This window comes from Aquitalea magnusonii (assembly GCF_003202035.1).
Taxonomy (GTDB): Bacteria; Pseudomonadota; Gammaproteobacteria; order Burkholderiales; family Chromobacteriaceae; genus Aquitalea; species Aquitalea magnusonii.
Map to the genome: position 1 here is coordinate 18,869 of NZ_QJKC01000003.1, position 20,093 is coordinate 38,961.

Annotated in this window: 18 protein-coding genes; 8 read left to right on the plus strand and 10 right to left on the minus strand. The window is 61.7% G+C overall.

Going from position 1 to position 20,093, the window contains the following annotated elements; translation table 11 throughout:
* Window positions 1–34: 34 nt before the first annotated feature.
* From ruvA to amgK, 5 genes are all read right to left on the minus strand, one after another.
* Window positions 35–628, minus strand: coding sequence for a Holliday junction branch migration protein RuvA (ruvA, locus tag DFR38_RS03665; RefSeq protein ID WP_059287523.1), 594 nt, complete (start codon window positions 626–628; stop codon window positions 35–37).
* A gap of 30 nt (window positions 629–658) precedes the next feature.
* On the minus strand, window positions 659–1,606 hold the full coding sequence (locus DFR38_RS03670) for a prenyltransferase (RefSeq protein WP_110313027.1): 948 nt from the start codon (window positions 1,604–1,606) through the stop codon (window positions 659–661).
* An 88-nt stretch (window positions 1,607–1,694) separates the two neighbouring features.
* Window positions 1,695–2,225, minus strand: coding sequence for a crossover junction endodeoxyribonuclease RuvC (gene ruvC / locus DFR38_RS03675; RefSeq protein ID WP_110313028.1), 531 nt, complete (start codon window positions 2,223–2,225; stop codon window positions 1,695–1,697).
* A complete protein-coding gene (murU, locus tag DFR38_RS03680) occupies window positions 2,222–2,920 on the minus strand; it encodes an N-acetylmuramate alpha-1-phosphate uridylyltransferase MurU (RefSeq protein ID WP_110313029.1) in 699 nt (232 codons plus the stop codon). Before murU ends, ruvC begins: the two co-directional genes overlap by 4 nt.
* A 10-nt stretch (window positions 2,921–2,930) precedes the next feature.
* The gene (gene amgK, locus DFR38_RS03685) at window positions 2,931–3,962 is read right to left on the minus strand and encodes an N-acetylmuramate/N-acetylglucosamine kinase AmgK (protein ID WP_059285421.1); all 1,032 of its coding nucleotides are present in this window, start codon (window positions 3,960–3,962) and stop codon (window positions 2,931–2,933) included.
* Between the two features lie 98 nt (window positions 3,963–4,060).
* On the opposite strand from amgK, the gene DFR38_RS03690 reads away from it, so the two are divergent.
* The 4 genes from DFR38_RS03690 to DFR38_RS03705 all read left to right on the plus strand — a co-directional run bounded on the left by DFR38_RS03690 (window position 4,061) and on the right by DFR38_RS03705 (window position 12,684).
* Window positions 4,061–6,337, plus strand: coding sequence for an LPS-assembly protein LptD (locus DFR38_RS03690; RefSeq protein WP_239688581.1), 2,277 nt, complete (start codon window positions 4,061–4,063; stop codon window positions 6,335–6,337).
* Between the two features lie 2 nt (window positions 6,338–6,339).
* Window positions 6,340–7,629, plus strand: a complete 1,290-nt coding sequence (locus DFR38_RS03695; protein WP_239688582.1) for a peptidylprolyl isomerase — start codon at window positions 6,340–6,342, stop codon at window positions 7,627–7,629.
* Window positions 7,630–7,632: 3 nt separating this feature from the next.
* The gene (gene pdxA, locus DFR38_RS03700) at window positions 7,633–8,622 is read left to right on the plus strand and encodes a 4-hydroxythreonine-4-phosphate dehydrogenase PdxA (protein ID WP_059285423.1); all 990 of its coding nucleotides are present in this window, start codon (window positions 7,633–7,635) and stop codon (window positions 8,620–8,622) included.
* A gap of 219 nt (window positions 8,623–8,841) precedes the next feature.
* A complete protein-coding gene (locus DFR38_RS03705) occupies window positions 8,842–12,684 on the plus strand; it encodes a DUF3683 domain-containing protein (RefSeq protein WP_059285424.1) in 3,843 nt (1,280 codons plus the stop codon).
* A gap of 96 nt (window positions 12,685–12,780) precedes the next feature.
* Here DFR38_RS03705 and DFR38_RS03710 read toward each other — a convergent pair whose 3' ends face one another.
* On the minus strand, window positions 12,781–13,875 hold the full coding sequence (locus DFR38_RS03710; protein WP_059285425.1) for a polyamine ABC transporter substrate-binding protein: 1,095 nt from the start codon (window positions 13,873–13,875) through the stop codon (window positions 12,781–12,783).
* A 185-nt stretch (window positions 13,876–14,060) separates the two neighbouring features.
* On the opposite strand from DFR38_RS03710, the gene DFR38_RS03715 reads away from it, so the two are divergent.
* Window positions 14,061–14,690, plus strand: a complete 630-nt coding sequence (locus DFR38_RS03715; RefSeq protein ID WP_059285426.1) for a TetR family transcriptional regulator C-terminal domain-containing protein — start codon at window positions 14,061–14,063, stop codon at window positions 14,688–14,690.
* On the plus strand, window positions 14,680–15,216 hold the full coding sequence (locus tag DFR38_RS03720; protein WP_059285427.1) for a cysteine hydrolase family protein: 537 nt from the start codon (window positions 14,680–14,682) through the stop codon (window positions 15,214–15,216). Before DFR38_RS03715 ends, DFR38_RS03720 begins: the two co-directional genes overlap by 11 nt.
* 64 nt (window positions 15,217–15,280) lie before the next feature.
* On the opposite strand, the gene DFR38_RS03725 is transcribed toward DFR38_RS03720, so the two are convergent.
* A complete protein-coding gene (locus DFR38_RS03725; RefSeq protein WP_059285454.1) occupies window positions 15,281–15,583 on the minus strand; it encodes a hypothetical protein in 303 nt (100 codons plus the stop codon).
* A 136-nt stretch (window positions 15,584–15,719) separates the two neighbouring features.
* On the minus strand, window positions 15,720–17,027 hold the full coding sequence (gene paeA / locus DFR38_RS03730; protein ID WP_199054758.1) for a polyamine export protein PaeA: 1,308 nt from the start codon (window positions 17,025–17,027) through the stop codon (window positions 15,720–15,722).
* Between the two features lie 169 nt (window positions 17,028–17,196).
* Between paeA and DFR38_RS03735 the strand changes: the two genes are divergently transcribed.
* Both DFR38_RS03735 and DFR38_RS03740 read left to right on the plus strand, forming a co-directional pair.
* The gene (locus DFR38_RS03735) at window positions 17,197–17,619 is read left to right on the plus strand and encodes an HIT family protein (protein ID WP_059285428.1); all 423 of its coding nucleotides are present in this window, start codon (window positions 17,197–17,199) and stop codon (window positions 17,617–17,619) included.
* Window positions 17,620–17,802: 183 nt separating this feature from the next.
* Entirely contained in the window at window positions 17,803–18,639 is an 837-nt protein-coding gene (locus DFR38_RS03740) for a sulfurtransferase (RefSeq protein ID WP_059285429.1), read from the plus strand.
* 82 nt (window positions 18,640–18,721) lie between these two features.
* On the opposite strand, the gene DFR38_RS03745 is transcribed toward DFR38_RS03740, so the two are convergent.
* Window positions 18,722–19,318 (minus strand): alpha/beta hydrolase, encoded by a 597-nt coding sequence (locus DFR38_RS03745; RefSeq protein WP_059285430.1) that lies wholly within the window; start codon window positions 19,316–19,318, stop codon window positions 18,722–18,724.
* A gap of 166 nt (window positions 19,319–19,484) precedes the next feature.
* Window positions 19,485–19,943, minus strand: a complete 459-nt coding sequence (locus DFR38_RS03750) for a hypothetical protein (RefSeq protein ID WP_082693351.1) — start codon at window positions 19,941–19,943, stop codon at window positions 19,485–19,487.
* Between the last annotated feature and the right edge of the window lie 150 nt (window positions 19,944–20,093).

Sequence of the window (20,093 nt, forward strand, 5' to 3'; positions counted from 1 at the left end):
TTCATTGCCGCTTGCCCAGAGATGGCAGCAGCCACTAGCCCTTCATCAGGTTCTTCAGCGCCAGCCGCACCCCGTCACTCACCGTCACCTCCGCCGGCAAGCCCTTGGTGGCGGCAGCGGCTTCCTTGTCGTTGTAACCCAGTGCCAGCAGCGCATTGACGATATCGCTCTTGTCGTCCGGCGTGGCGGCAAAGGGCAGGCCGCCCGGCACCGCCAGATTGCTGCCGGTGGCCAGCTTGCCGCGCAGCTCCAGCACCAGCCGTTCGGCGGTTTTCTTGCCGATGCCCGGCACCGAGGACAGGCGCTTGAGGTCTTCACTGGCAATCGCCACCGCCAGCTCATCGGCGGTCATGCCGGAGAGCACCGCCAGGGCGATCTTGGCACCGATGCCACTGACCTTGATCAGCTGGCGGAAGGTTTCGCGCTCCTCCTTGCTGGCAAAGCCATACAGCAGGTGGGCATCCTCACGCACCACCAGATGCGTGAACAAAGTGGTTTTCTGGCCCAGCGCCGGTAGCTGGTAAAAGGTGGTCATCGGCACATCCACTTCGTAGCCGACACCGTTGACATCCACTACCACTTGCGGCGGCAGTTTTTCGATGAGATTGCCGCTGAGGCGTCCGATCATGGGGGTGATTCTCCAGGGATATGCCGCCGCTCAGCCCAGCAGCAAAGCCAGGGCCAGCAGCAGCGGAAACAGATTGGCCGCCATGATGGTGGCAATGATGGCCGGGCGCAAGCGTGCCGGCTCGGCGGCACGCCGCCACAGCTGCAACGCGGCAAACCCGGACAGCGGCAGGCTAAGCAAGCCCAGCAAGGCAGACGGCGGCAATAGCGCCCGCCACACCAGCCAGCCGAGCAGGGCATAGGCCAGCCAGGCCAGCACGCCGTAAACAGCGCGAGCCCGCTGCAGCGGCAAACGTGCCACCCAGTGCCACTTGCCGGCCAGCTGGTCTGCCGTACGGTCGGGAAACTGGTTGATATACAACAGCAGGCTGGTGAGGATGGCAAAGGGCAGGCTGGCCCACAGCACAGGCAGCTGCCCTTGTCCGGCCAGCAATACCACCATGCCTTGCGGCAGCAACAGAAAACACAGCAATACGCTCAACTCACCCAGGCCCCGGCTGTTCAGCCGCAAGGGCGGTGCCGAATAGCCCCAGCCCAGCACCACGCCGGCCAGGCCGATCAGCAACAAGGGCCAACCACGCAGGCTGACCAGATACAGGCCGCCCAGCACCACCAGTGCAAACAGGCCATAGGCCAGCCCCTGCATCTGTCCGGCACTGAGCACGCCGTTCTGGATAAAGCGGCTACCACCGGTAAACGGAAACAGCCGCGCGGTATTGGCGGCATCCGTGCCATTGTGGTGGTCGGCCACATCATTGATGACATTGACGGCGGCATGGGTGAGCAAGGCCAGCAGCAGGCCCAGCAGCGCCAGCAGCCCGTTTTGCCGCAAGGCTGGCCAGCCACTGCCGGCCACACCCAGCACGACGCCGGCCAGGGTAATGCTGAGAAAAGCCGGCCGGGTGGCCAGCCACCAGCGCGCCGGATGCTGGGCCAGCACCGCAGCGCTGGGTTCGACACTGACAGGACTCTGCGACATGAAGCGCTCCACTTGCGAATGACCAGAGCATAGCGCGAACAGCCGTTACCAGGGCCTGCGTCAGCACAAGTAAAGCGGCCAAAGGGCGCTAGACCAAACGCCCGCCCCGCACTTTCAGCCCCTGGCGCGCCAGTTCGCCAATGGCCCCGCCGCTGAGATTGGCATGGGCCAGCGCCACCGCCAGCGCGTCGGCGGCATCCGCCTGTGGCGTGCCGGACAGATTGAGCATGCGTACCACCATGTGCTGCACCTGCTCCTTGGCCGCCTTGCCATGGCCCACCACCGATTGCTTGACCTGCAAGGCGGTATAGTCGGACACCGCCAGATTGCGCATCACCAGCGCCGACACACAGGCGCCACGCGCCTGGCCCAGCATCAGCGTGGCCGCGGGATTGACGTTGACGAACACTTGCTCGATGGCCGCCTCATGCGGCTGATAGGTATCGATCACACCGAACAGGCCGTCGATGATGACCTTGATGCGCTCGGCCAGCGGCGCGCCCTGCGGGGTGCGGATACAGCCGGACGCCACATAGTGGCGCTGCTGGCCGACCAGATCGATTACCCCGAAACCGGTGATGCGGCTACCGGGGTCCACGCCCAGAATGCGCCGGCTCACGCCGTCCAGCCTGTGGCAATGGCATCCGCCTCGGCCAGCCGCGCCGGCGTGCCCACATCCAGCCACAGGCCGTCCAGCCGGCTGCCACTGACCTGGCCTTGCGCCATCGCCGCGCGTAGCAGCGGCGCCAGTTTGGCCGGCTGCCCGGCGGGCGTGTCAGCAAACAGGGCCGGATGGTAGGCGGCAATGCCGGAAAAGGTCAGACCGTTACCGGCGGCTGGGTTGGCCGCCAGCAAGCCATTCGCCAGCAGGCCGAAATCACCGGCCGGATGGTGCGACGGATTATCCACCAGCAGCAGATGCGCCAGGCGGATTTTGCCATCCAGCTGCGCTGCCTGTTGCTGCAAGGCGGTGAAATCCACATCGCTCAACACATCGCCATTCACCACCAGAAAGGGCTGCTCCCCCAACAAGGGCAGGGCGCTGGCAATGCCACCGGCGGTTTCCAGCGCCGTGGCTTCCGGGGAGTAGGTGATGGCGACGCCCAGACGGCTGCCGTCACCCAGCACCTGTTCGATCTGCGCGCCCAGCCAGGCATGGTTGATGACCAGCTGGCGGATGCCCGCTGCCGCCAGACGGCGGATATGCCACTCGATCAGTGGCCGCCCCCCGGCCAGCAACAAGGGCTTGGGGCTATGGTCGGTGAGCGGGCGCATCCGTTCGCCGCGACCTGCGGCCAGAATCATCGCTTTCATCGCCTTGCCATCAACCTTTGACACTCAGTACCGGATAGCTCGACTGCAGCTCGGCATCGGTGTCGTCCTTGCCCACCAGCTGCAGCAGTAACTGGTAGAAAGGAGACAGTTCCTGGTAGCGGCGCGTGGTGCGTTTCAGGTACTTGATGAAGCGTGGAATCTCGGCGCGGTACTTTTCCTTGCCATCGCGGTGGTAAAGTCTTGCAAAGATTCCGGCCACTTTCAGGTGACGCTGCACCCCCATCCATTCGAAATCGCGGTAAAAATCGTCCACGCTTTCCGGCACCGGCAAGCCAGCAGCCCGTGCTTTTTCCCAATAGCGAATGGCAATGTCCAGCACAAAATCCTCTTCCCATTCGATAAAGGCATCGCGCAGCAAGGACACCAGATCGTAGCTGATGGGGCCGTACACCGCGTCCTGGAAATCCAGCACGCCAGGCTTGCCCGGCGTGAGCATCAGGTTGCGCACGATGAAGTCGCGGTGCACATAAACCTTGCTCTGCGGCAGGATGGCAGCCAGCAGTTTTTCACAGCCGGCATCCCACAACTGGCGCTGGGCAAAGTTGAGCGGCTTGCCCAGTTCCCGGGCGCAATACCACTCCGGAAACAGGCTGAGTTCCCGGCGCAGCAAGGCTTCGTCGTATTCCGGCAGTACCCCCGGCTGGCTCGCCTGTTGCAGCACCACCAGGGTATCCACCGCCTCCAGCAACAGGTGGCGCTGCACCAGTGGACGCTGGTCATGTTGCAGTGCAGCCAGCAGCGTGATCCTGCCCAGGTCCTCCAGCAGCATGAAGCCCTGCTCGCGGTCGCGGGCGATGATTTGCGGGACATTCACCACCGAAAAGATCTCGCGAACCTTCACGTAGGGATCGGTGTCCATCTTCTCCGGCGGCGCATCCATGACGATGCGGGTGCTGCCATCCGGGAACTGCGCACGGAAGTAGCGGCGGAAGTCGGCATCGGCGGCGGCAAACTCCACCACGATGTCGGTTTGCGGGTAAAGGCTGGTCAGCCAGCTTTTGAGTTGTTCCAAACGTTGCATGTCGGTTCGTCACGATGCTGATAGAATCGTCTGATTTTAACCTGCCCACCTGCCCACACGATATGGCTTTGTGCATGCTCAAACTGCAGCCCACGAGAATGACCCTGGCCCTGGCAGCCGCTTTTTCGGTTTCTGCTGCCCAGGCTGATGATATTGCGCCGCAGGCGCTCACCACGGTGCCCGCCGCCCAGGGCCAGACCCATGTCACGGCCAACCACATGGACGGGCAGATGCAGGACAAGCTCAAGGCCAGCGGTGATGTGGTGGTCATCCATGACAACCAGACCCTGGAAGCCGACTGGCTGGACTATTACCAGCAGCAAAATCGCGTCAAGGCCGGTGACCACTTCCGCCTGACGCGCGACAAAGACGTCATCACCGGCACCACCCTGGATTACTGGATGGACGAGCATACCGGCTCGGCCCAGCAAGCTTCCTTCCAGATGGGCAGCCCGGACACCCAGAACAAAGCCGGCGGCAGCAAACGCAGCCTGGCCAAAGCCGGCATTGCCTTTCGCGGCGATGGCAGCGAAGTGCAATTCACCGGCCCGGACCAGTACCGCCTGCTCAACAGCAGGGTCAACTCCTGCGTGGTGGGCGATGACTCCTGGTATCTGAAATCCTCCACGCTGGACCTGAACTACGCCACCAATATTGGCGTTGCCCGCAATGCCCGGCTGGAATTCCAGGGCCTGCCGATTCTCTACACCCCGTGGATCGATTTCCCGCTGGATGGCAGCCGCAAGTCCGGCCTGCTGGCGCCGACCTTCCGCTCCGGCAGCAACGGCTTCGACCTGGCACTGCCCTACTACTGGAACATCGCCCCCAATTACGATGCCACCATCACGCCGCACATCAATCTCAAGCACGGCACCATGGTGGCTGGCGAGTTCCGCTATCTGGAGCCGGATTTCTCCGGCAGCATCTATACCGAGCAGCTGCGCAATGACAAGCTGACCCATACCGACCGCTATGCCTGGTACGCCACGCACAAGCAGACGGTAATACCGGGCCTGACCTTCGGCTACGACTACAACTACGTTTCCGATGTCAATTACTTCACCGACTTCGGCGACCGCACCCTGACTGCCACCAACGTCAACCTGCTGCGCCAGGCCTGGACCAAGTACAGCACCAGTTGGCAAGGGGGCAGCCTGGAAACCATGCTGCGTGCCCAGCGCTACCAGACGCTGGAAGATCCGATCATCCCGGCCGACCAGCCCTATGCGCGGCTGCCGCAGATCACCCTGACCGCCAACCAGAAGCTGCCGGACGGTTTCAGCTTCAACCTGCAGGGCGATCTCACCCGCTTCTCCCACCCCACGCTGCAGACCGGTGACCGCTTTGTCGCCTATCCCAGCGTGAGCTGGGCCTTCGAGCGCAGCTGGGGCTTCATCAAGCCGAAATTCGGTGTCAACTACACCAGCTATTCACTGAATGCGCTGGGCAGCGATAACACGCCGGGCAGCAACATCACCCGCACCCTGCCCATCTTCAGCACCGACTCCGGCCTGTACTTCGAGCGCGATACCAGCTTCCATGGCAGTGATTATGTGGAAACCCTGGAACCACGCCTGTTTTACGTTTACATCCCGGCCAAGGACCAGAGCAATATTCCCAACTTCGACAGCTCGGAAAACGACTTCAACTTCGCCCAGCTGTTCTCGGAAAACCGCTTTTCCGGCTGGGACCGCATCAATGCCGCCAACCAGCTGACCGCGGCCCTCACCAGCCGCCTGATCAGCAGCGAAACCGGTATCGAGCGCCTGCGCCTGATGCTGGGCCAGCGCTATTACTTCAAGAACGAAGACACCTCGCTGTACGGCAACCAGATCACCCTGCAAAACAATAGCAAGGGCTTGCTGGGCAGCCTGGGCGGCGATCTGACCCAGGCCTGGCGCCTGGACAGCTCCTATGAGTACAACCAGGACCTGGCCAAGACCCAGCGTTACAACCTGCAAGTACGCTACAACCCGGCACCCGGCAAAACCGTCAGCCTGCGCTACCGCTATGGCCGTTACGAACAGATCGGCGATACCACGCAATATGGCCCCTTGCGCCAGATCGACCTGGGCGTGCAATGGCCCATCGCCCGCCAGTGGTATGCCGTGGCACGGGAAAACTACTCGCTGATCGACAACAAGCCGCTTGAGCATCTGCTCGGGGTGGAGTACAACGACGGCTGCTGGACCACGCGCGTCGTGCTGAAACGTGACGCCTCGCTGGCGACCACCATTACTTCCGCCACTACACATACCGGTGTATTTTTCCAGCTGGAACTGCGCGGTCTGGGCGGTTTGGGCAGTAATCCCACTTCCGAACTGAAACTGGCGATTCCGGGCTACTCCAATATTTCCGACATCCGATCCAATTGACCATGAAAAAAACCCTGCTTGCCCTGTTGATCGCAACCTTTGTCCAGACGACCCATGCGGCGCCGGCGTCCCCGGTCAACGAAATGGATCGCATCGTGGCCGTGGTCAACAAGACCGTCATCACCAATATCGACCTGCAAAACCGCATCGATGCCACCATCCAGCAACTCAAGGGGCAGAACGTCACCCCGCCGGCACGCGACATCCTGGCACGCCAGGTGCTGGAGCAGATGATTACCGAACAGGTGCAAATGGAGTACGCCAGCAGCAATGGCATGCGCGTGGACGAGCATGATCTGGACCAGGCCATCGCCGATCTGGCCAAGCAGAACAAGCTGGATGTCAAAGGCCTGCAGGCACAGCTGGCCAAGGAAGGCGTGCCGTTTGAGCGCTTCCGCGAAGAAATCCGCCGCGAAATCGTGCTGGCACGGCTGAAAAACAATGAAATCGGCTCGCGCATCAATGTCACCGACAGCGAAGTGGACCAGGTGCTGAAAAGCGCACAAAGCGCCAACCGCAGCGAATACCACCTGGCCACCATCCTGATCAGCACGCCCGAGCGCGCCGATGCCAAACAGCTGGACAACCTGTCGGCCAAGGCCAACAAGGCATTGGGCGAACTGAACGACAAGCAGCCCTTTGCCAAGGTAGCCGCCAGTTACTCCGATGCACCCAATGGCATCAAGGGGGGGGATCTGGGCTGGCGTCCGGCAGCCACGCTGCCGCCGGAATTCGTCTCCATGCTGGATCAGCTGAATCCCGGCCAGCATACCGGGGTCATCCGCACCGCCCAGGGCTTCATGATTTTCCAGCTGATTGAAAAGCGCAGCGGCAACCAGCCGCTGGTGGTGGAGCAATACCACACCTCGCACATCCTGATCCGCACCAACGAGGCGGTATCCGAGGCCGATGCCAAAAGCCGCATCCTGCAGATTCGCGACCGCATTCTGCGCGGCGCCAAGTTCTCCGAAATGGCCAAGCTCTATTCCGAAGACGGCAGCAATGTCAAAGGCGGCGATCTGGGCTGGGTGAACAAGGGCGACATGGTGCCGGAATTTGAAAAGGCCATGCTGGCCCTGCCGGTGGGCACGGTGTCCGAGCCGGTACGCAGTCCCTTTGGCTGGCATCTGATCCTGGTGGAAGCCACCCGCAACCAGGACGTATCGGCCGACCGCGAACGCCAGACCATCAAACAGCAGCTGCGCCTGCGCAAGCTGGACCAGGCTTATCTGGACTGGGTACGCCAGCTGCGCGACTCCGCCTTTGTTGAAGAACGTCTGGACGACAAGTAAGCCATGGCTGCCCCCCGCCCCCTGCTGGCCGTCACCGCTGGCGAGCCAGCCGGCATCGGCCCGGATCTGGTCCTGCAACTGGCAGAGCCGCATGACGGCGCCCGGCGGGTCATCATTGCCGACCTCTCGCTATTGCAGCAGCGTGCGGCACAGCTGGGCCTGACTGCCCTGCGCTTTCAGCCCTACCAGCCGGGGCAGGCAGCGGCTGCGCCCGGCGTACTGGAAGTGCTGCATGTCCCGCTGGCCGCCGCAGTCACGCCCGGTCAGCTGGATCCGGCCAATGCCCGCTATGTGCTGAATACCCTGGATGTGGCGATAGCCGGCTGCCTGTCCGGCGAGTTTGCCGCCATGGTCACCGCACCGGTACACAAGGGGGTGATCAACGATGCCGGCGTGCCCTTCAGCGGTCATACCGAATATCTGGCCGAGCACACCGGCACGCCGCGGGTCGTGATGATGCTGGCCGGTGCCGGCATGCGGGTGGCGCTGGTCACCACCCATCTGCCGCTGCGCGCGGTGGCCGATGCCATTACCAGACCGGAACTGGAAGCGGTCATCCGCATCCTGCATGCCGATCTGCAGCACAAATTCGGCCTGCCCGCCCCGCGCATCCTGGTGGCGGGCCTCAACCCGCATGCCGGCGAGTCCGGCCACATGGGGCGTGAGGAAATCGACATCATCGAACCGGTATTGCAACAGTTGCGCGCCGAAGGCATGCAGCTGCTTGGCCCGCTGCCTGCCGATACCCTGTTCAATCCCGACAAGCTGGCTACAGCGGATGCCGTACTGGCCATGTACCACGACCAGGGCCTGCCGGTGCTGAAATACGCCAGCTTTGGTGCCGGCATCAACATCACGCTGGGCCTGCCCATCATCCGCACCTCGGTGGATCACGGTACGGCGCTGGACCTGGCTGGCAGCGGCCGCGCCGATCCGGGCAGCCTGTTTGAAGCCGTCAAGCTCGCCGAGCAACTGGCACAGCACCGGTCATGACTGCGCATGCCGTCCACTGCAGCCCCTGTTGATAACAGGGGCTTTTCCTTTTGCGGCCAAGGCTTTAGCACATCACCGCCAATATTGTCCGACAACATCCAATTTACCCGGTTATCTTCACGTCAAAATGAGAAAATGACGCATGCGGCATTTTTCGCAACGCAGCAATTGGGCTAAACTAGCCGGTAATATATTCAAACAATTACTGCAGCACGGACCATGACCACCAGCAACCAGCAGCGTCTTCGCGAGATACCTTACAACTACACATCGTATTCGGACCGGGAAATCTTCATCCGGCTTCTGGGCGAGCCCATGTGGGCACTGCTGGAAGAGTTGCGCAGCGAGCGCAAGACCGGACGCTCCGCCCGCATGCTGTTCGAGGTGCTGGGTGACATCTGGGTGGTGGATCGCAACCCCTACCTGGTGGACGACCTGCTGGACAATCCCAAGCGCCTGTCGGCGCTGGTCGAGGCCATGCACCACCGCCTGCAGGAAGTGGAAAAGCGCCGCGAGGGCAATGACAAGGTGGGCCGGCTGATCGCCGCCGCCCGCGAGGCGGTGGACCGCTTCGCCCAGCAGTTTGCCGAAACCCGCGAGCTGCGCCAGGCCATCCTGAAAAAACTGTCGCGCCATACCCGCAAGGACAACATCCTGTTCGACGGCCTGGCCCGCGTGTCGCATGTGACCGACGCCACTGACTGGCGCGTCGAATACCCCTTTGTGGTGCTGTCGCCGGATACCGAAGAAGAAATCGCCCCGCTGGTGCGTGCGCTGATCGAGCTGGAACTGACCATCATCCCGCGCGGTGGTGGCACCGGCTACACCGGCGGTGCCGTGCCGCTGGATCGCCGCAGTGCGGTGATCAACACCGAAAAGCTGGTACAGCACAATGGCGTGGAATACATCAGCCTGCCTGGCCTGGACGGCGAACGCGCCACCATCCAGTGCGGTGCCGGCGTAGTCACCGCCCGAGTGTCGGAAGCCGCCAGTGCCGCCGGTCTGGTGTTTGCCGTTGATCCGACCTCGGCTGAAGCCTCCTGTATCGGCGGCAACGTCGCCATGAATGCCGGCGGCAAGAAAGCCGTGCTGTGGGGCACCGCGCTGGACAACCTGGCCAGCTGGAAAATGGTGGATACCGATGGCAACTGGATGTTCATCGAACGCCTGGCCCACAACTACGGCAAGATTCACGACATCGATGTCGCCAGCTTCCGCATCACCCGCTACAAGGACGACGACAAGACCATCCTGTCCACAGAGCAGCTGGACATCCCCGGCCCGTCCTTCCGCAAGGTTGGCCTGGGCAAGGACGTGACCGACAAATTCCTGTCCGGCCTGCCCGGCGTGCAGAAGGAAGGCACCGACGGCATCATCACCAGCGCACGCTTCGTGCTGCACAAGATGCCGGCGCATACCCGCACCGTGTGCCTGGAATTTTTCGGCACGGTCGCCCAGGCCACGCCGGCCATCGTGGAAATCACCGACTACTTCAAGCCGGATGGCGCCGGCTACAAGGCCGGTGTGCAACTGGCCGGCCTGGAACACCTCGACTGGCGCTATGTCCGCGCCGTGGGCTATGCCACCAAGGCCAAGAGCAAGGGCCGGCCCAAGATGGTGCTGATTGCCGACATCGTCTCCAACGATGAAAACGCCGTGGCCGAAGCCGCCAGCCAGGTGGTGCGCTATGCCAATGCCCGTACCGGCGAAGGCTTTATCGCCGTCACCGCCGAGGCGCGCAAGAAATTCTGGCTGGACCGTTCGCGCACTGCCGCCATCGCCCGCCACACCAATGCCTTCAAGATCAACGAAGACGTGGTGATTCCGCTGCCGCGTCTGGGCGACTACTCCGACGGCATCGAACGCATCAATATCGAGCTGTCGGTGGCCAACAAGCTGCGCCTGCTGGACACCCTCACCGAATACTTCCATGGCCGCCTGCCGGTGGATACCGAAGGCGGTGCCGTTTCCGCCGACGAAATCATCGGCGAGCGCCGCGGCACCGCGCTGGAGCTGATTGCCACGCTGCGCCAGCGCTGGCAGTGGCTGCTGGACAATCTGGACGCACCGTTTGCCCAGTACCGCGCACAATGGCCCGATGCACCGCTGGTGGATGCCAATGCCACGCCGGCCACCCTGTTTATCGCCATGCGCGACTTCCAGCTGCGCGTCAGCTGGAAAGACGAACTGCTGAACGATCTGGAAAGCCTGTTCTCCGGCAAGGCCGATGCCCCCATCCTGGATGCCGTGCATGCCCTGCACCAGAAGGTGCTGCGCGGTCGCGTATTCGTGGCGCTGCACATGCACGCCGGCGACGGCAATGTGCATACCAACCTGCCGGTCAACTCCGACGACTACGACATGCTGCAAACCGCGCACAAGGCCGTGGCGCGCATCATGGAGCTGGCCCGCAGCCTGAACGGCGTGATTTCCGGTGAGCACGGCATTGGCATCACCAAGCTGGAATTCCTCACCGAAGAGGAAATCGCCCCCTTCCGTGCCTACAAGCAGCGCATCGACCCCAAGGGCCATTTCAACAAGGGCAAGCTGCTGCCGGGTGCCGACCTGACCATGGCCTACACCCCGTCCTTCGAATTGCTGGGCGCGGAATCGCTGATTCTGGAACAGTCCGACATCGGCAGCATTTCCAACAGCGTCAAGGACTGCCTGCGCTGCGGCAAGTGCAAGCCGGTGTGCTCCACCCACGTGCCGCGTGCCAACCTGCTGTACAGCCCGCGTAACAAGATTCTCGGCGTCGGCCTGCTGACCGAGGCCTTCCTCTACGAGGAACAGACCCGCCGTGGCGTCAGCCTCAAGCATTTTGACGAGCTGTCCGATGTGGCCGACCACTGCACGGTGTGCCACCGCTGCGTGAAGCCCTGCCCGGTGAAGATCGACTTCGGCGATGTGTCGGTCGCCATGCGCAATTTCCTGCGCAAGACCGGCAACAAGCGCTTCAACCCCGGCACCGCGCTGGGCATGGCCTTCCTCACCGTCAAGGACCCGTCCACCATCAAGGCCATTCGTGGCGGCCTGGTCGGCTTTGCCTACAAGGCCCAGCGCCTGGGCTACAGCGTGGGCAAGAAGCTGCACCTGACCAGCGCCCAGACCAAGCAACCGCCGTCCACCGTGGGCAAGGCAGCGATCAAGGAACAGGTCATCCACTTCATCAACAAGCCGATGCCCGGTGGCCTGCCCAAGAAAACCGCCCGTGCGCTGCTGGATGTGGAAGACGCCAACGTGGTGCCGGTGATCCGCAACCCGCAGCTGGCCGAAGACGCCGAAGCGGTGTTCTACTTCCCCGGCTGCGGCTCGGAACGCCTGTTCAGCCAGGTCGGCCTCGCCACCCAGGCCATGCTGTGGCATGTCGGCACCCAGACCGTGCTGCCGCCGGGCTATCTGTGCTGTGGCTACCCGCAGACCTCCGCCGGCTATGCCGACAAGGGCGAAGCCATCACCACGGAAAACCGCGTGCTGTTCCACCGCGTGGCCAATACGCTGAACTACCTGGACATCAAGACCGTGGTGGTGAGCTGTGGCACCTGCTACGACCAGCTGGCCAAGTATCGCTTCGAGGACATCTTCCCCGGCTGCCGCATCATCGACATCCATGAATACCTGATGGAAAAGGGCCTGAAGCTGGACGGGATTGGCGGCCAGAAGTATATGTACCACGATCCCTGCCATACCCCGATGAAGGCTTATCAGCCGCTGGACGTGGCCAACAAGCTGCTGGGCGGCGGCGTGACGCTGAGCGACCGCTGCTGCGGCGAATCCGGCACCTTTGCCGCCAGCCGGCCCGACATTGCCACCCAGGTACGCTCGCGCAAGGAAGAGGAAATCAACAAGGATCTGGCCAAGATCGGTGCCACCGAACAACCGGTGAAGATTCTCACCTCCTGCCCGTCCTGCCTGCAGGGCCTGTCGCGCTACAGCCCGGATACCGGCACCGAGGCCGACTACATCGTGGTGGAAATGGCCAAGCACATCCTGGGCAAGAACTGGATGAAGGACTACGTGGAAAAGGCCCGCAACGGCGGTATCGAACGCGTGCTGCTGTAAGCTCCGCACACCGAGCTGCCACAGAAAACCGCAGGCTTGACCGCCTGCGGTTTTTTCATGGAGGATACCCTGCCTTTGCCGGCAGGGACCTGCTTGTTAGCGCCCGCTTTTCAGCTCGGCCCACATGCGGTTCATCAGCCGGGTGATGTCGCTGGGTAAGGGCAGCTCGACATACATGGTCTTGAGCAGTGTGTCGGGAGGATAGACATTGGGATCATTGGCAATGACCGGCTTGGTCAGCTTTCTGGCGGCCAGGTTGGCACTGGGATAAAACACCTCGTTGGTGATGCCGGCACTGACGTCGGGCCGCAAGATGTAGTTGATCCATTTATGTGCTGCTTCCGGATGATTGCTGTCCTTGGGGATGCCCATCAGGTCGAACCAGATCGGAATATTGCCCTTGGGTGTGACATAGCGCAGCTCATAGCTGCGATGCGCCTCTTGTGCGCGGTTGCGCGCAATATTCACATCGCCGGAGTAGCCCAGCGCCAGGCAGATATCGCCATTGGCCAGGTCGTTGATATAGCCGGACGAATTGAACTGGGTAATGTAAGGGCGCAGCTTTTTCAGCACGGCATAAGCGGCCTGATAGTCTGCCGGACTCTTGCTGTTGGGATCGCGGCCGATATATTTGAGCACCACCGGAAACACATCCGTGGGCGAATCCAGCATATTCACCCCGCAGCTGACCTTGGCCAGCAGCTCCGGGCGAAACATCAGGTCCCAACTATCCAGCACTGCCTCATGGCCCAGCACTTTTTGCAACTTGGTGATATTGATACCCATGCCAGTGGTACCCCAGGCATAGGGCACGCCATACAGGTTTTTCGGGTCCATGCTGGCGATGATTTTCATCAGCACCGGATCGAGATTGGCCAGGTTAGGCAGCTTGCTCTTGTCCAGCTTCATGTAGACGCCTGCTTCAATCTGCTTGGCCATGAAGGTTGAGGATGGCACCACCACATCATAGCCGGCCCGCCCGCTCAGCAATTTGGCTTGCAGGGTTTCATCGGTATCGAACACATCATACTTGACCCGGATGTGTGACTCTTTTTCAAAATTGGCCACGGTGTCTTTGGCGATGTAGTCCGACCAGTTGTAGACATTCAGCACGGCCTCTTCCGCCGTGGCGGCCGCAGACAGTAACAGACCGCACAGCAGGGCTGTCAGCCGGGATAGGGTAGTCCTCATGATTTTCCTCGCAGATGGTATGAAAACGGTGGCATACAGCGACCCAGAGGACTTTTTTTATTTAGCTGTACGTACAGCCAGTTTGTTGGCTAAGTATTTACCACGTCAATAACAACCAGTGTTTTCACAACATCACTACAGAAATCCGCTGTACATTGTGGCGATATTTCCACGCAGAGACCTGCATGCCACAGTCCATTCCCGATGGTCGCCGCCGCAAAGGCGACAGCAGCCGCCAACAATTGGTCGAGGCGATGATTCAGGCAGTCGCCCGCCATGGCCTACCGGGTGCCACCATTTCCGTCGTCGCCGAGCTGGCCGGTGTATCGCGCAGCCTGGTCAATTTCCACTTCAAGCAGAAAGAACAATTGCTGGACAGCGCGCTGGACCTTGCCCTGCACACCTACCAGCAGTCGCTGGCTACGGCTCTAGCAGAGTGTGAAACCACGCCATCTGCCCGCCTGGCAGCAGACATCCGGCACGATATTCATTTCGCCGCCACCCATCCCGAACTGCTGGCACTGTGGTATGCCAGCTGGAGCGAGCGCCACAGCCTGCAGCAATACCGCGCCACCACCCTGGCGTCAGACCGGCTCTATCGGATGGCTTACACGACCTGCTTCGAGCAGTTGCTGGGAGATGCCGAACAGGCCCGGCGCTGCGGCATGATCGTGGACAGTTTCATCGATGGCTTGTGGCTGGATTGCCATCTGGACCCGGACAATTTTTCAGTCAGCGAAGCAGAAGCCTGCGCCGAGATACTGTTGCAGTCATTGCTGCATACCCCCGCCAGTGGAGCACACCATGCGTCGTGATAGCGCACTCTTGATTGTCGATGTCCAAGTAGCCCAGTTCGAACCCACCCCGCCCTACCAGGCCGCTACGGTACTGGCCAGACTGAATCAGGCCATTGCCAAGGCCCGCCAGCAGGGCATGCCGGTCATTTTCGTCCAGCACGACAGCCCGCCGGGTACCGACCTGGCCCCCGGCAGCGCCGGCTGGGCACTCCATCCGGCCTTGCAGCGGCTCGCTGATGACCCGGTCGTGCACAAGACCGTGGGCGACAGCTTTTATCGGCCAGAGCTGCATGCACTGTTACAGCAGCTGGGTGTGCGCCATGTGTGGATAGGCGGCTCCGCCACCGACTTCTGCATTGATTACGCCATTCGCAGTGCGCTGTCGCACGACTATGCCGTGACCGTACTGGAAGATGCCCATACTTGCCGCAACCGTCCGCTGTTGACTGGTGAACAGGTGGTAGCCCACTTCAACTGGGTATGGCGCAATATGGACGAAACCCCGCAGGCCCTGCGCGTATGCAAGGTGGCGGAGCTGGATTGAGGGCGGGCATGCAAAAGAGGAGGCTGATGCCTCCTCTTTCTTGCGTAGCACTGCGGCTGCTGGCTTATTGGTTAAGCTTGCGCGGGGCATGCTGGTGATGCTTGCCGGCGTGGTGATGGTGATGATGCTTGTGCACATGCTTCCTGGCAGACTGGGCTTTTTGCGCAGCCGGGGCCGAAGCGGCTTTTTTCACCTGATGGTGTTTTTTGGCGTGGTGTTTCTTGGCCTGATGCGGTTTGGCGTGATGGGCCTTGGCCGGAGCGCTCACTGCAGGCTTGGCGGCAGGCGCAGAGGCATCAGCGGCAAAGCCGGCAGCGGAGGCAAGACCAAACACGGCGGTCAGGACGAGTGCGGCGATCTTTTTCATGGTCATTCTCCCGTAAGGCGACTTTGTTGAGTTGCGGGGGCAGTGTGTTTGCTGCCTCCATGCATTGCATCTTAGGGAGGGAGGGCCGACGCGTCTGTGAGACTCTTGTAAGCCCGTGTAAGCAATCGTAACCGGCTCAGTCCGGCTGTGCGGGCACCGGGCTCACCCGCGTCACCAGCAACTGGTCGATGCGGTAGTTGTCGATATCCACCACCTCGAACTTGTAGCCGGCATACTCGACATGGTCGGTACGCTTGGGAATCTTGCGCAGCATGTACATCATGAAACCGGCGATGGTTTCGTAGTTTTCATCATCCGGAAAACTGTCGATATCCAGGGCACGCAATACATCCTCCACCGGCGAGGCGCCATCCACCAGCCAGCTGTCGGCATCGCGCTGCACGATCTGGTCTTCCTGGCTTTGCGACACCAGATCACCCATTACCGTGCTCATCACATCGTTCAGGGTGATGATGCCCACCACCAGCGCGTATTCGTTCATCACCACGGCAAAGTCTTCGCGCGAAGCCTTGAAGCGTGCCAGCAGCTCGGACAGGGTCAGGCTGTCGGGAATGATCAGCACATTGCGGATGGTCAGCTCGCGCTTGATCGACACGCTTTGCTGGTTCACCAGCCGGGTCAGGATATCCTTGGAATCGACATAGCCCACCACCGCATCCACCACGCCATCGCATACCAGATACTTGGCATGCGGGCTCTCGGCGATCTTGCGCTTGATGCTGGCTTCTTCTTCCTGCAGGGTGAAATACACCACGCTTTCGCGCGCGGTCATCGACGAGGGCACGGTGCGGCTTTCCAGCTCGAACACGTTTTCAATCAGGTGATGCTCCTGCTGCTGCAATACGCCGGCTTCGGCACCTGCTTCCATCATGGCGACGATATCGTCCGGGGTCAGGTCGTCCGGCCGCGCCGTGGGCAGGCCAAACAGCCGGAACAGCATATTGGCCATGCCGTTGAACAACCACACCAGCGGCATGAACAGCCGCACGCAAGCCTGCATCGGCCGCACCACGCGCACGGCAATCTGCTCCGGCGCCGACATGCCCAGCCGCTTGGGCATCAGGTCGGCAAACAGCACGAACAGCGCCGTGACCGTGACAAAGGACAGCAGAAAGCTGACCCGCTCCACCCAGTCGGCGGAGAACACCAGATGCAGCGCCTGGGCAAAATAGGGGGTAAAGGCCGCTTCCCCCATGATGCCGGCCATGATGGCCACGGCATTCAGGCCGATCTGCACCACGGTAAAGAACAGGCCCGGCTGCGCCTGCAAGGCCAGCACGCGGTCGGCGCGCCCATCGCCCTCTTCGGCCATTTGGCGCAGTTTGATCTTGCGTGCCGCCGCCAGCGAGATTTCCGATACGGAAAAGAAGGCACTGATCAAGATCAGTACGGCAATCACCATCAGGCTTTGAACCAGATTCACACAGTATTTCCAGGGAGTTAGCGACGAAATGTCTTGTACAGGATAGCAGGCCCGCATGACAGGACTGAATATGCGGACAGTGGAATCAGTATAACAGACGAAAAAAAACAGCACGGTCGCAGCACGGTAGAATGAGCGACATCCTTCAACAGAAAATGGCGCTCCGCTCATGACTTGTCCGCTTTGCACCCTGCCTGCCGGCGAATTGCTGTACGAAGATACCCGACTGTGGGTCTTGCTGGTTGAAGAAGCCGGCTATCCCGGTTTCTGCCGCGTCATCTGGAAACAGCATGTACGCGAAATGAGCGACCTGGCCCCGGCCGACTGTGCACATGTGTTTGACTGGGTGCTGCGGACCGAAAAAGCCATCCGCGCCGTCATGCAGCCAGACAAGATCAACCTGGCCAGCCTGGGTAATGTGGTGCCGCACCTGCACTGGCATGTCATTCCGCGCTTTGCCGACGACGCCCACTTTCCCAGCCCGATCTGGGCCAGCCCGCAGCGCCAGGGGGCAGAACACGGTCAGCCGGACCTGGCCGCCAGCCTGCGAGCCGCCTTGCAAAATCAGCCACTTGCCGCTGCAGTGCAATAACCCGGCCCGCTTGCCGACTGTAGCTGCTTCTGTGTAGGCTAGAGCGGTCCTGCCGGTTTGCCCGCGCTTGCCGGCAGGCATGCGGAACCGCTTTCAAGCCGGCCCCTGGGCCGGCTCGTAAGCGGCTCCTCCTTGCCACAGGGTGCATGTCCGCCATGTGGCACACCCATTCAGGAGAAGCCGATGTACACCACCCTCATCAGCCCGGCCCAGTTGCAGGCGCTTGATCCCGAGCATTACGTCATTCTCGACTGCCGCTTCCAGCTGACCGACCCGGAATACGGCCTGCATGCCTATCAGGCCGGCCACATTCCCGGCGCACGCTATCTCAACCTCGATTACCACCTGTCCGGCGTGAAAACCGGCAGCAATGGCCGCCACCCGCTGCCGGATGGCCAGCGGCTGGCGGTGGATCTGGGCGCGGCCGGCATTACCGGCGACATCCAGGTCATCTGCTATGACGACGCTGGCGGCATGTATGCCGCCCGCGCCTGGATGCTGCTGCGCTGGCTGGGCCATGCCGCCGTCGCCGTGCTGGATGGCGGCATCCAGGCCTGGCAGCAAGCCGGAGCGGTGCTGGAAACCGACAAGAAACGCTATATGCCGCGCCGTTTTCCGGTCAATGCCAGCCTGGTCGAAACCGTCGATGCCGATCAGGTCCTGGCCAATCTGGATGCACAGGACTTTGTCGTGGTGGATGCCCGCAGCCCGGAACGTTTCCGTGGCGAAGGCGAAACCATGGATCCGGTGGGCGGCCACATCCCCGGCGCCCGCAACCGCTTCTTCCAGCAGAACCTGGCTGGCAACGGTCACTTCAAGGACGCGGCGACCTTGCGCAGCGAGTGGGAGGTCGTACTGGCAGGCAGCAAGCCGGAAGAAATCGTCCACCAGTGCGGTTCCGGCGTCACCGCCTGCCACAATCTGCTGGCCATGGAACATGCCGGGCTGACTGGCAGCCGGCTGTATCCGGGTTCGTGGAGCGAATGGTGCAGTGACCCGGCGCGCCCGGTCGCCCGCTAAGGCCAGCCAATAAAGCCCCCGCAATATAAAAACCGCCGCCCTCGCTCGCGAAGGTGGCGGTTTTTTATTGGGGCCTGGCGGCTCAGGCCAGGATGAAGCGCTGCAGCAACTGCTGTCCGGCAGCCCAACTACCCAGACCAGCATGACTACCCATATGACCGGCACGGCCCGCATCCACCAGCCGGATACCCCACAGCTCCGCCATGGCCTGGGCCGTGGCAAAGTCGCAGAACAGGTCATCCTGGCTGGCCACCATCACCGCCGGCACGGGCAAGCGCCCTGCACTGGCCTGGGCAAATCCGGAGAAGGCCGGTAGCGCTGCACCCTCCGGCAGTTCACCACTGGCCCGCGCCCTGGCTTCGGTAATGGGCAGGGCTGGTGGAGCCACCAGCAGCACACCCTTGATGCGATGCTGGGTCTGCAGATCGACGGTACGCAGCCACTCCACCACCGTGTGACAGCCCAGGCTATGGGCCGCCAGTACGATACGGCCCGGCGTATCCCGTACCAGCGCATCCAGGGCGGCCACCCATTCCTTCTGCTCCGGGTAAAGCCAGTCCTGTTGCTGGACACGTCGCGCCAGCGGATAGGTCAGCTCCCACAGGGTTTGCCAGTGCCTGTCCCCGGAATTCCCCCAGCCAGGCACTGTCAGCAGTACCACATCATCATCGTCCAGCATCACAGCCCTTATTGCATGCTGATGCCGCCTGCCCTGCACTGGCCGCATCATGGTTGATCGCCGCGCCACCGCAACAGCAGTGGCGCAGGCAACAGGCTAATGCCTTGCACGCGGGAATGCAAAACCGCCGGTCAAAGCGGCGGTTGCTGGATTGGACAAAGCCATGTCAGTGTCGGCCGCCACCGCCTTGCTCAGGCCAGGGCGCACCAGACCGCTCATCCCGATATGCATGGCCACGGTGCTCTTCACCCTTGTGCCAGCCATTATCATGTCCGTCATGACCACGCGGATGGTCACGCTGATAGCGTGGGGCAAACTCCTGCCGGTACCACCTGTCCTGCACGAAATACACTCGGCGGTCGCAAGCCTGATAGCGACGGCAGTAACGATCCCAATGACGAGCGTGTTCCGGCGGAACACGCAGATAGATAGGGGGCTGGGCCACCACTACCGGGCTGACAATGACCGGCTGCGGATAAAGCAAGGCTGGCGGGGGGTAATGGCCAATATCCAGCTGGCCGTAAAAGCCGGGTTCGCCGATATTGACGGAAATGCCGACATTGGCTGCCAGTGCCGGCAGCGCGGCACCCAGGCCCAGTAAAACAAGCAGCAGACGGTTTCTCATGAGATGCATCCTGTGAAGTTGCGAACGGGCAGGTGCCCGGCAGGCTTGGCCTGCCGGTGCAGGCAGATTCGCGATAACTTCATCCTAGAGGCAGGACATCAGCAAGACTTGATACAGTGATTACAATGTGTTGCCAACACGCCGTGCACA

Bases quoted from the DNA above. Each gene is read 5' to 3' on its own strand.
- DFR38_RS03745 (WP_059285430.1), bottom strand. From the start codon at position 19,318: ATGCTGGACGATGATGATGTGGTACTGCTGACAGTGCCTGGCTGGGGG.
- DFR38_RS03690 (WP_239688581.1), top strand. From the start codon at position 4,061: ATGACCCTGGCCCTGGCAGCCGCTTTTTCGGTTTCTGCTGCCCAGGCT.
- DFR38_RS03735 (WP_059285428.1), top strand. From the start codon at position 17,197: ATGACTTGTCCGCTTTGCACCCTGCCTGCCGGCGAATTGCTGTACGAA.
- DFR38_RS03715 (WP_059285426.1), top strand. From the start codon at position 14,061: ATGCCACAGTCCATTCCCGATGGTCGCCGCCGCAAAGGCGACAGCAGC.
- DFR38_RS03705 (WP_059285424.1), top strand. From the start codon at position 8,842: ATGACCACCAGCAACCAGCAGCGTCTTCGCGAGATACCTTACAACTAC.
- DFR38_RS03710 (WP_059285425.1), bottom strand. From the start codon at position 13,875: ATGAGGACTACCCTATCCCGGCTGACAGCCCTGCTGTGCGGTCTGTTA.
- DFR38_RS03750 (WP_082693351.1), bottom strand. From the start codon at position 19,943: ATGAGAAACCGTCTGCTGCTTGTTTTACTGGGCCTGGGTGCCGCGCTG.
- murU (WP_110313029.1), bottom strand. From the start codon at position 2,920: ATGAAAGCGATGATTCTGGCCGCAGGTCGCGGCGAACGGATGCGCCCG.
- pdxA (WP_059285423.1), top strand. From the start codon at position 7,633: ATGGCTGCCCCCCGCCCCCTGCTGGCCGTCACCGCTGGCGAGCCAGCC.
- DFR38_RS03725 (WP_059285454.1), bottom strand. From the start codon at position 15,583: ATGAAAAAGATCGCCGCACTCGTCCTGACCGCCGTGTTTGGTCTTGCC.
- DFR38_RS03740 (WP_059285429.1), top strand. From the start codon at position 17,803: ATGTACACCACCCTCATCAGCCCGGCCCAGTTGCAGGCGCTTGATCCC.
- DFR38_RS03670 (WP_110313027.1), bottom strand. From the start codon at position 1,606: ATGTCGCAGAGTCCTGTCAGTGTCGAACCCAGCGCTGCGGTGCTGGCC.
- DFR38_RS03720 (WP_059285427.1), top strand. From the start codon at position 14,680: ATGCGTCGTGATAGCGCACTCTTGATTGTCGATGTCCAAGTAGCCCAG.
- ruvA (WP_059287523.1), bottom strand. From the start codon at position 628: ATGATCGGACGCCTCAGCGGCAATCTCATCGAAAAACTGCCGCCGCAA.
- amgK (WP_059285421.1), bottom strand. From the start codon at position 3,962: ATGCAACGTTTGGAACAACTCAAAAGCTGGCTGACCAGCCTTTACCCG.
- DFR38_RS03695 (WP_239688582.1), top strand. From the start codon at position 6,340: ATGAAAAAAACCCTGCTTGCCCTGTTGATCGCAACCTTTGTCCAGACG.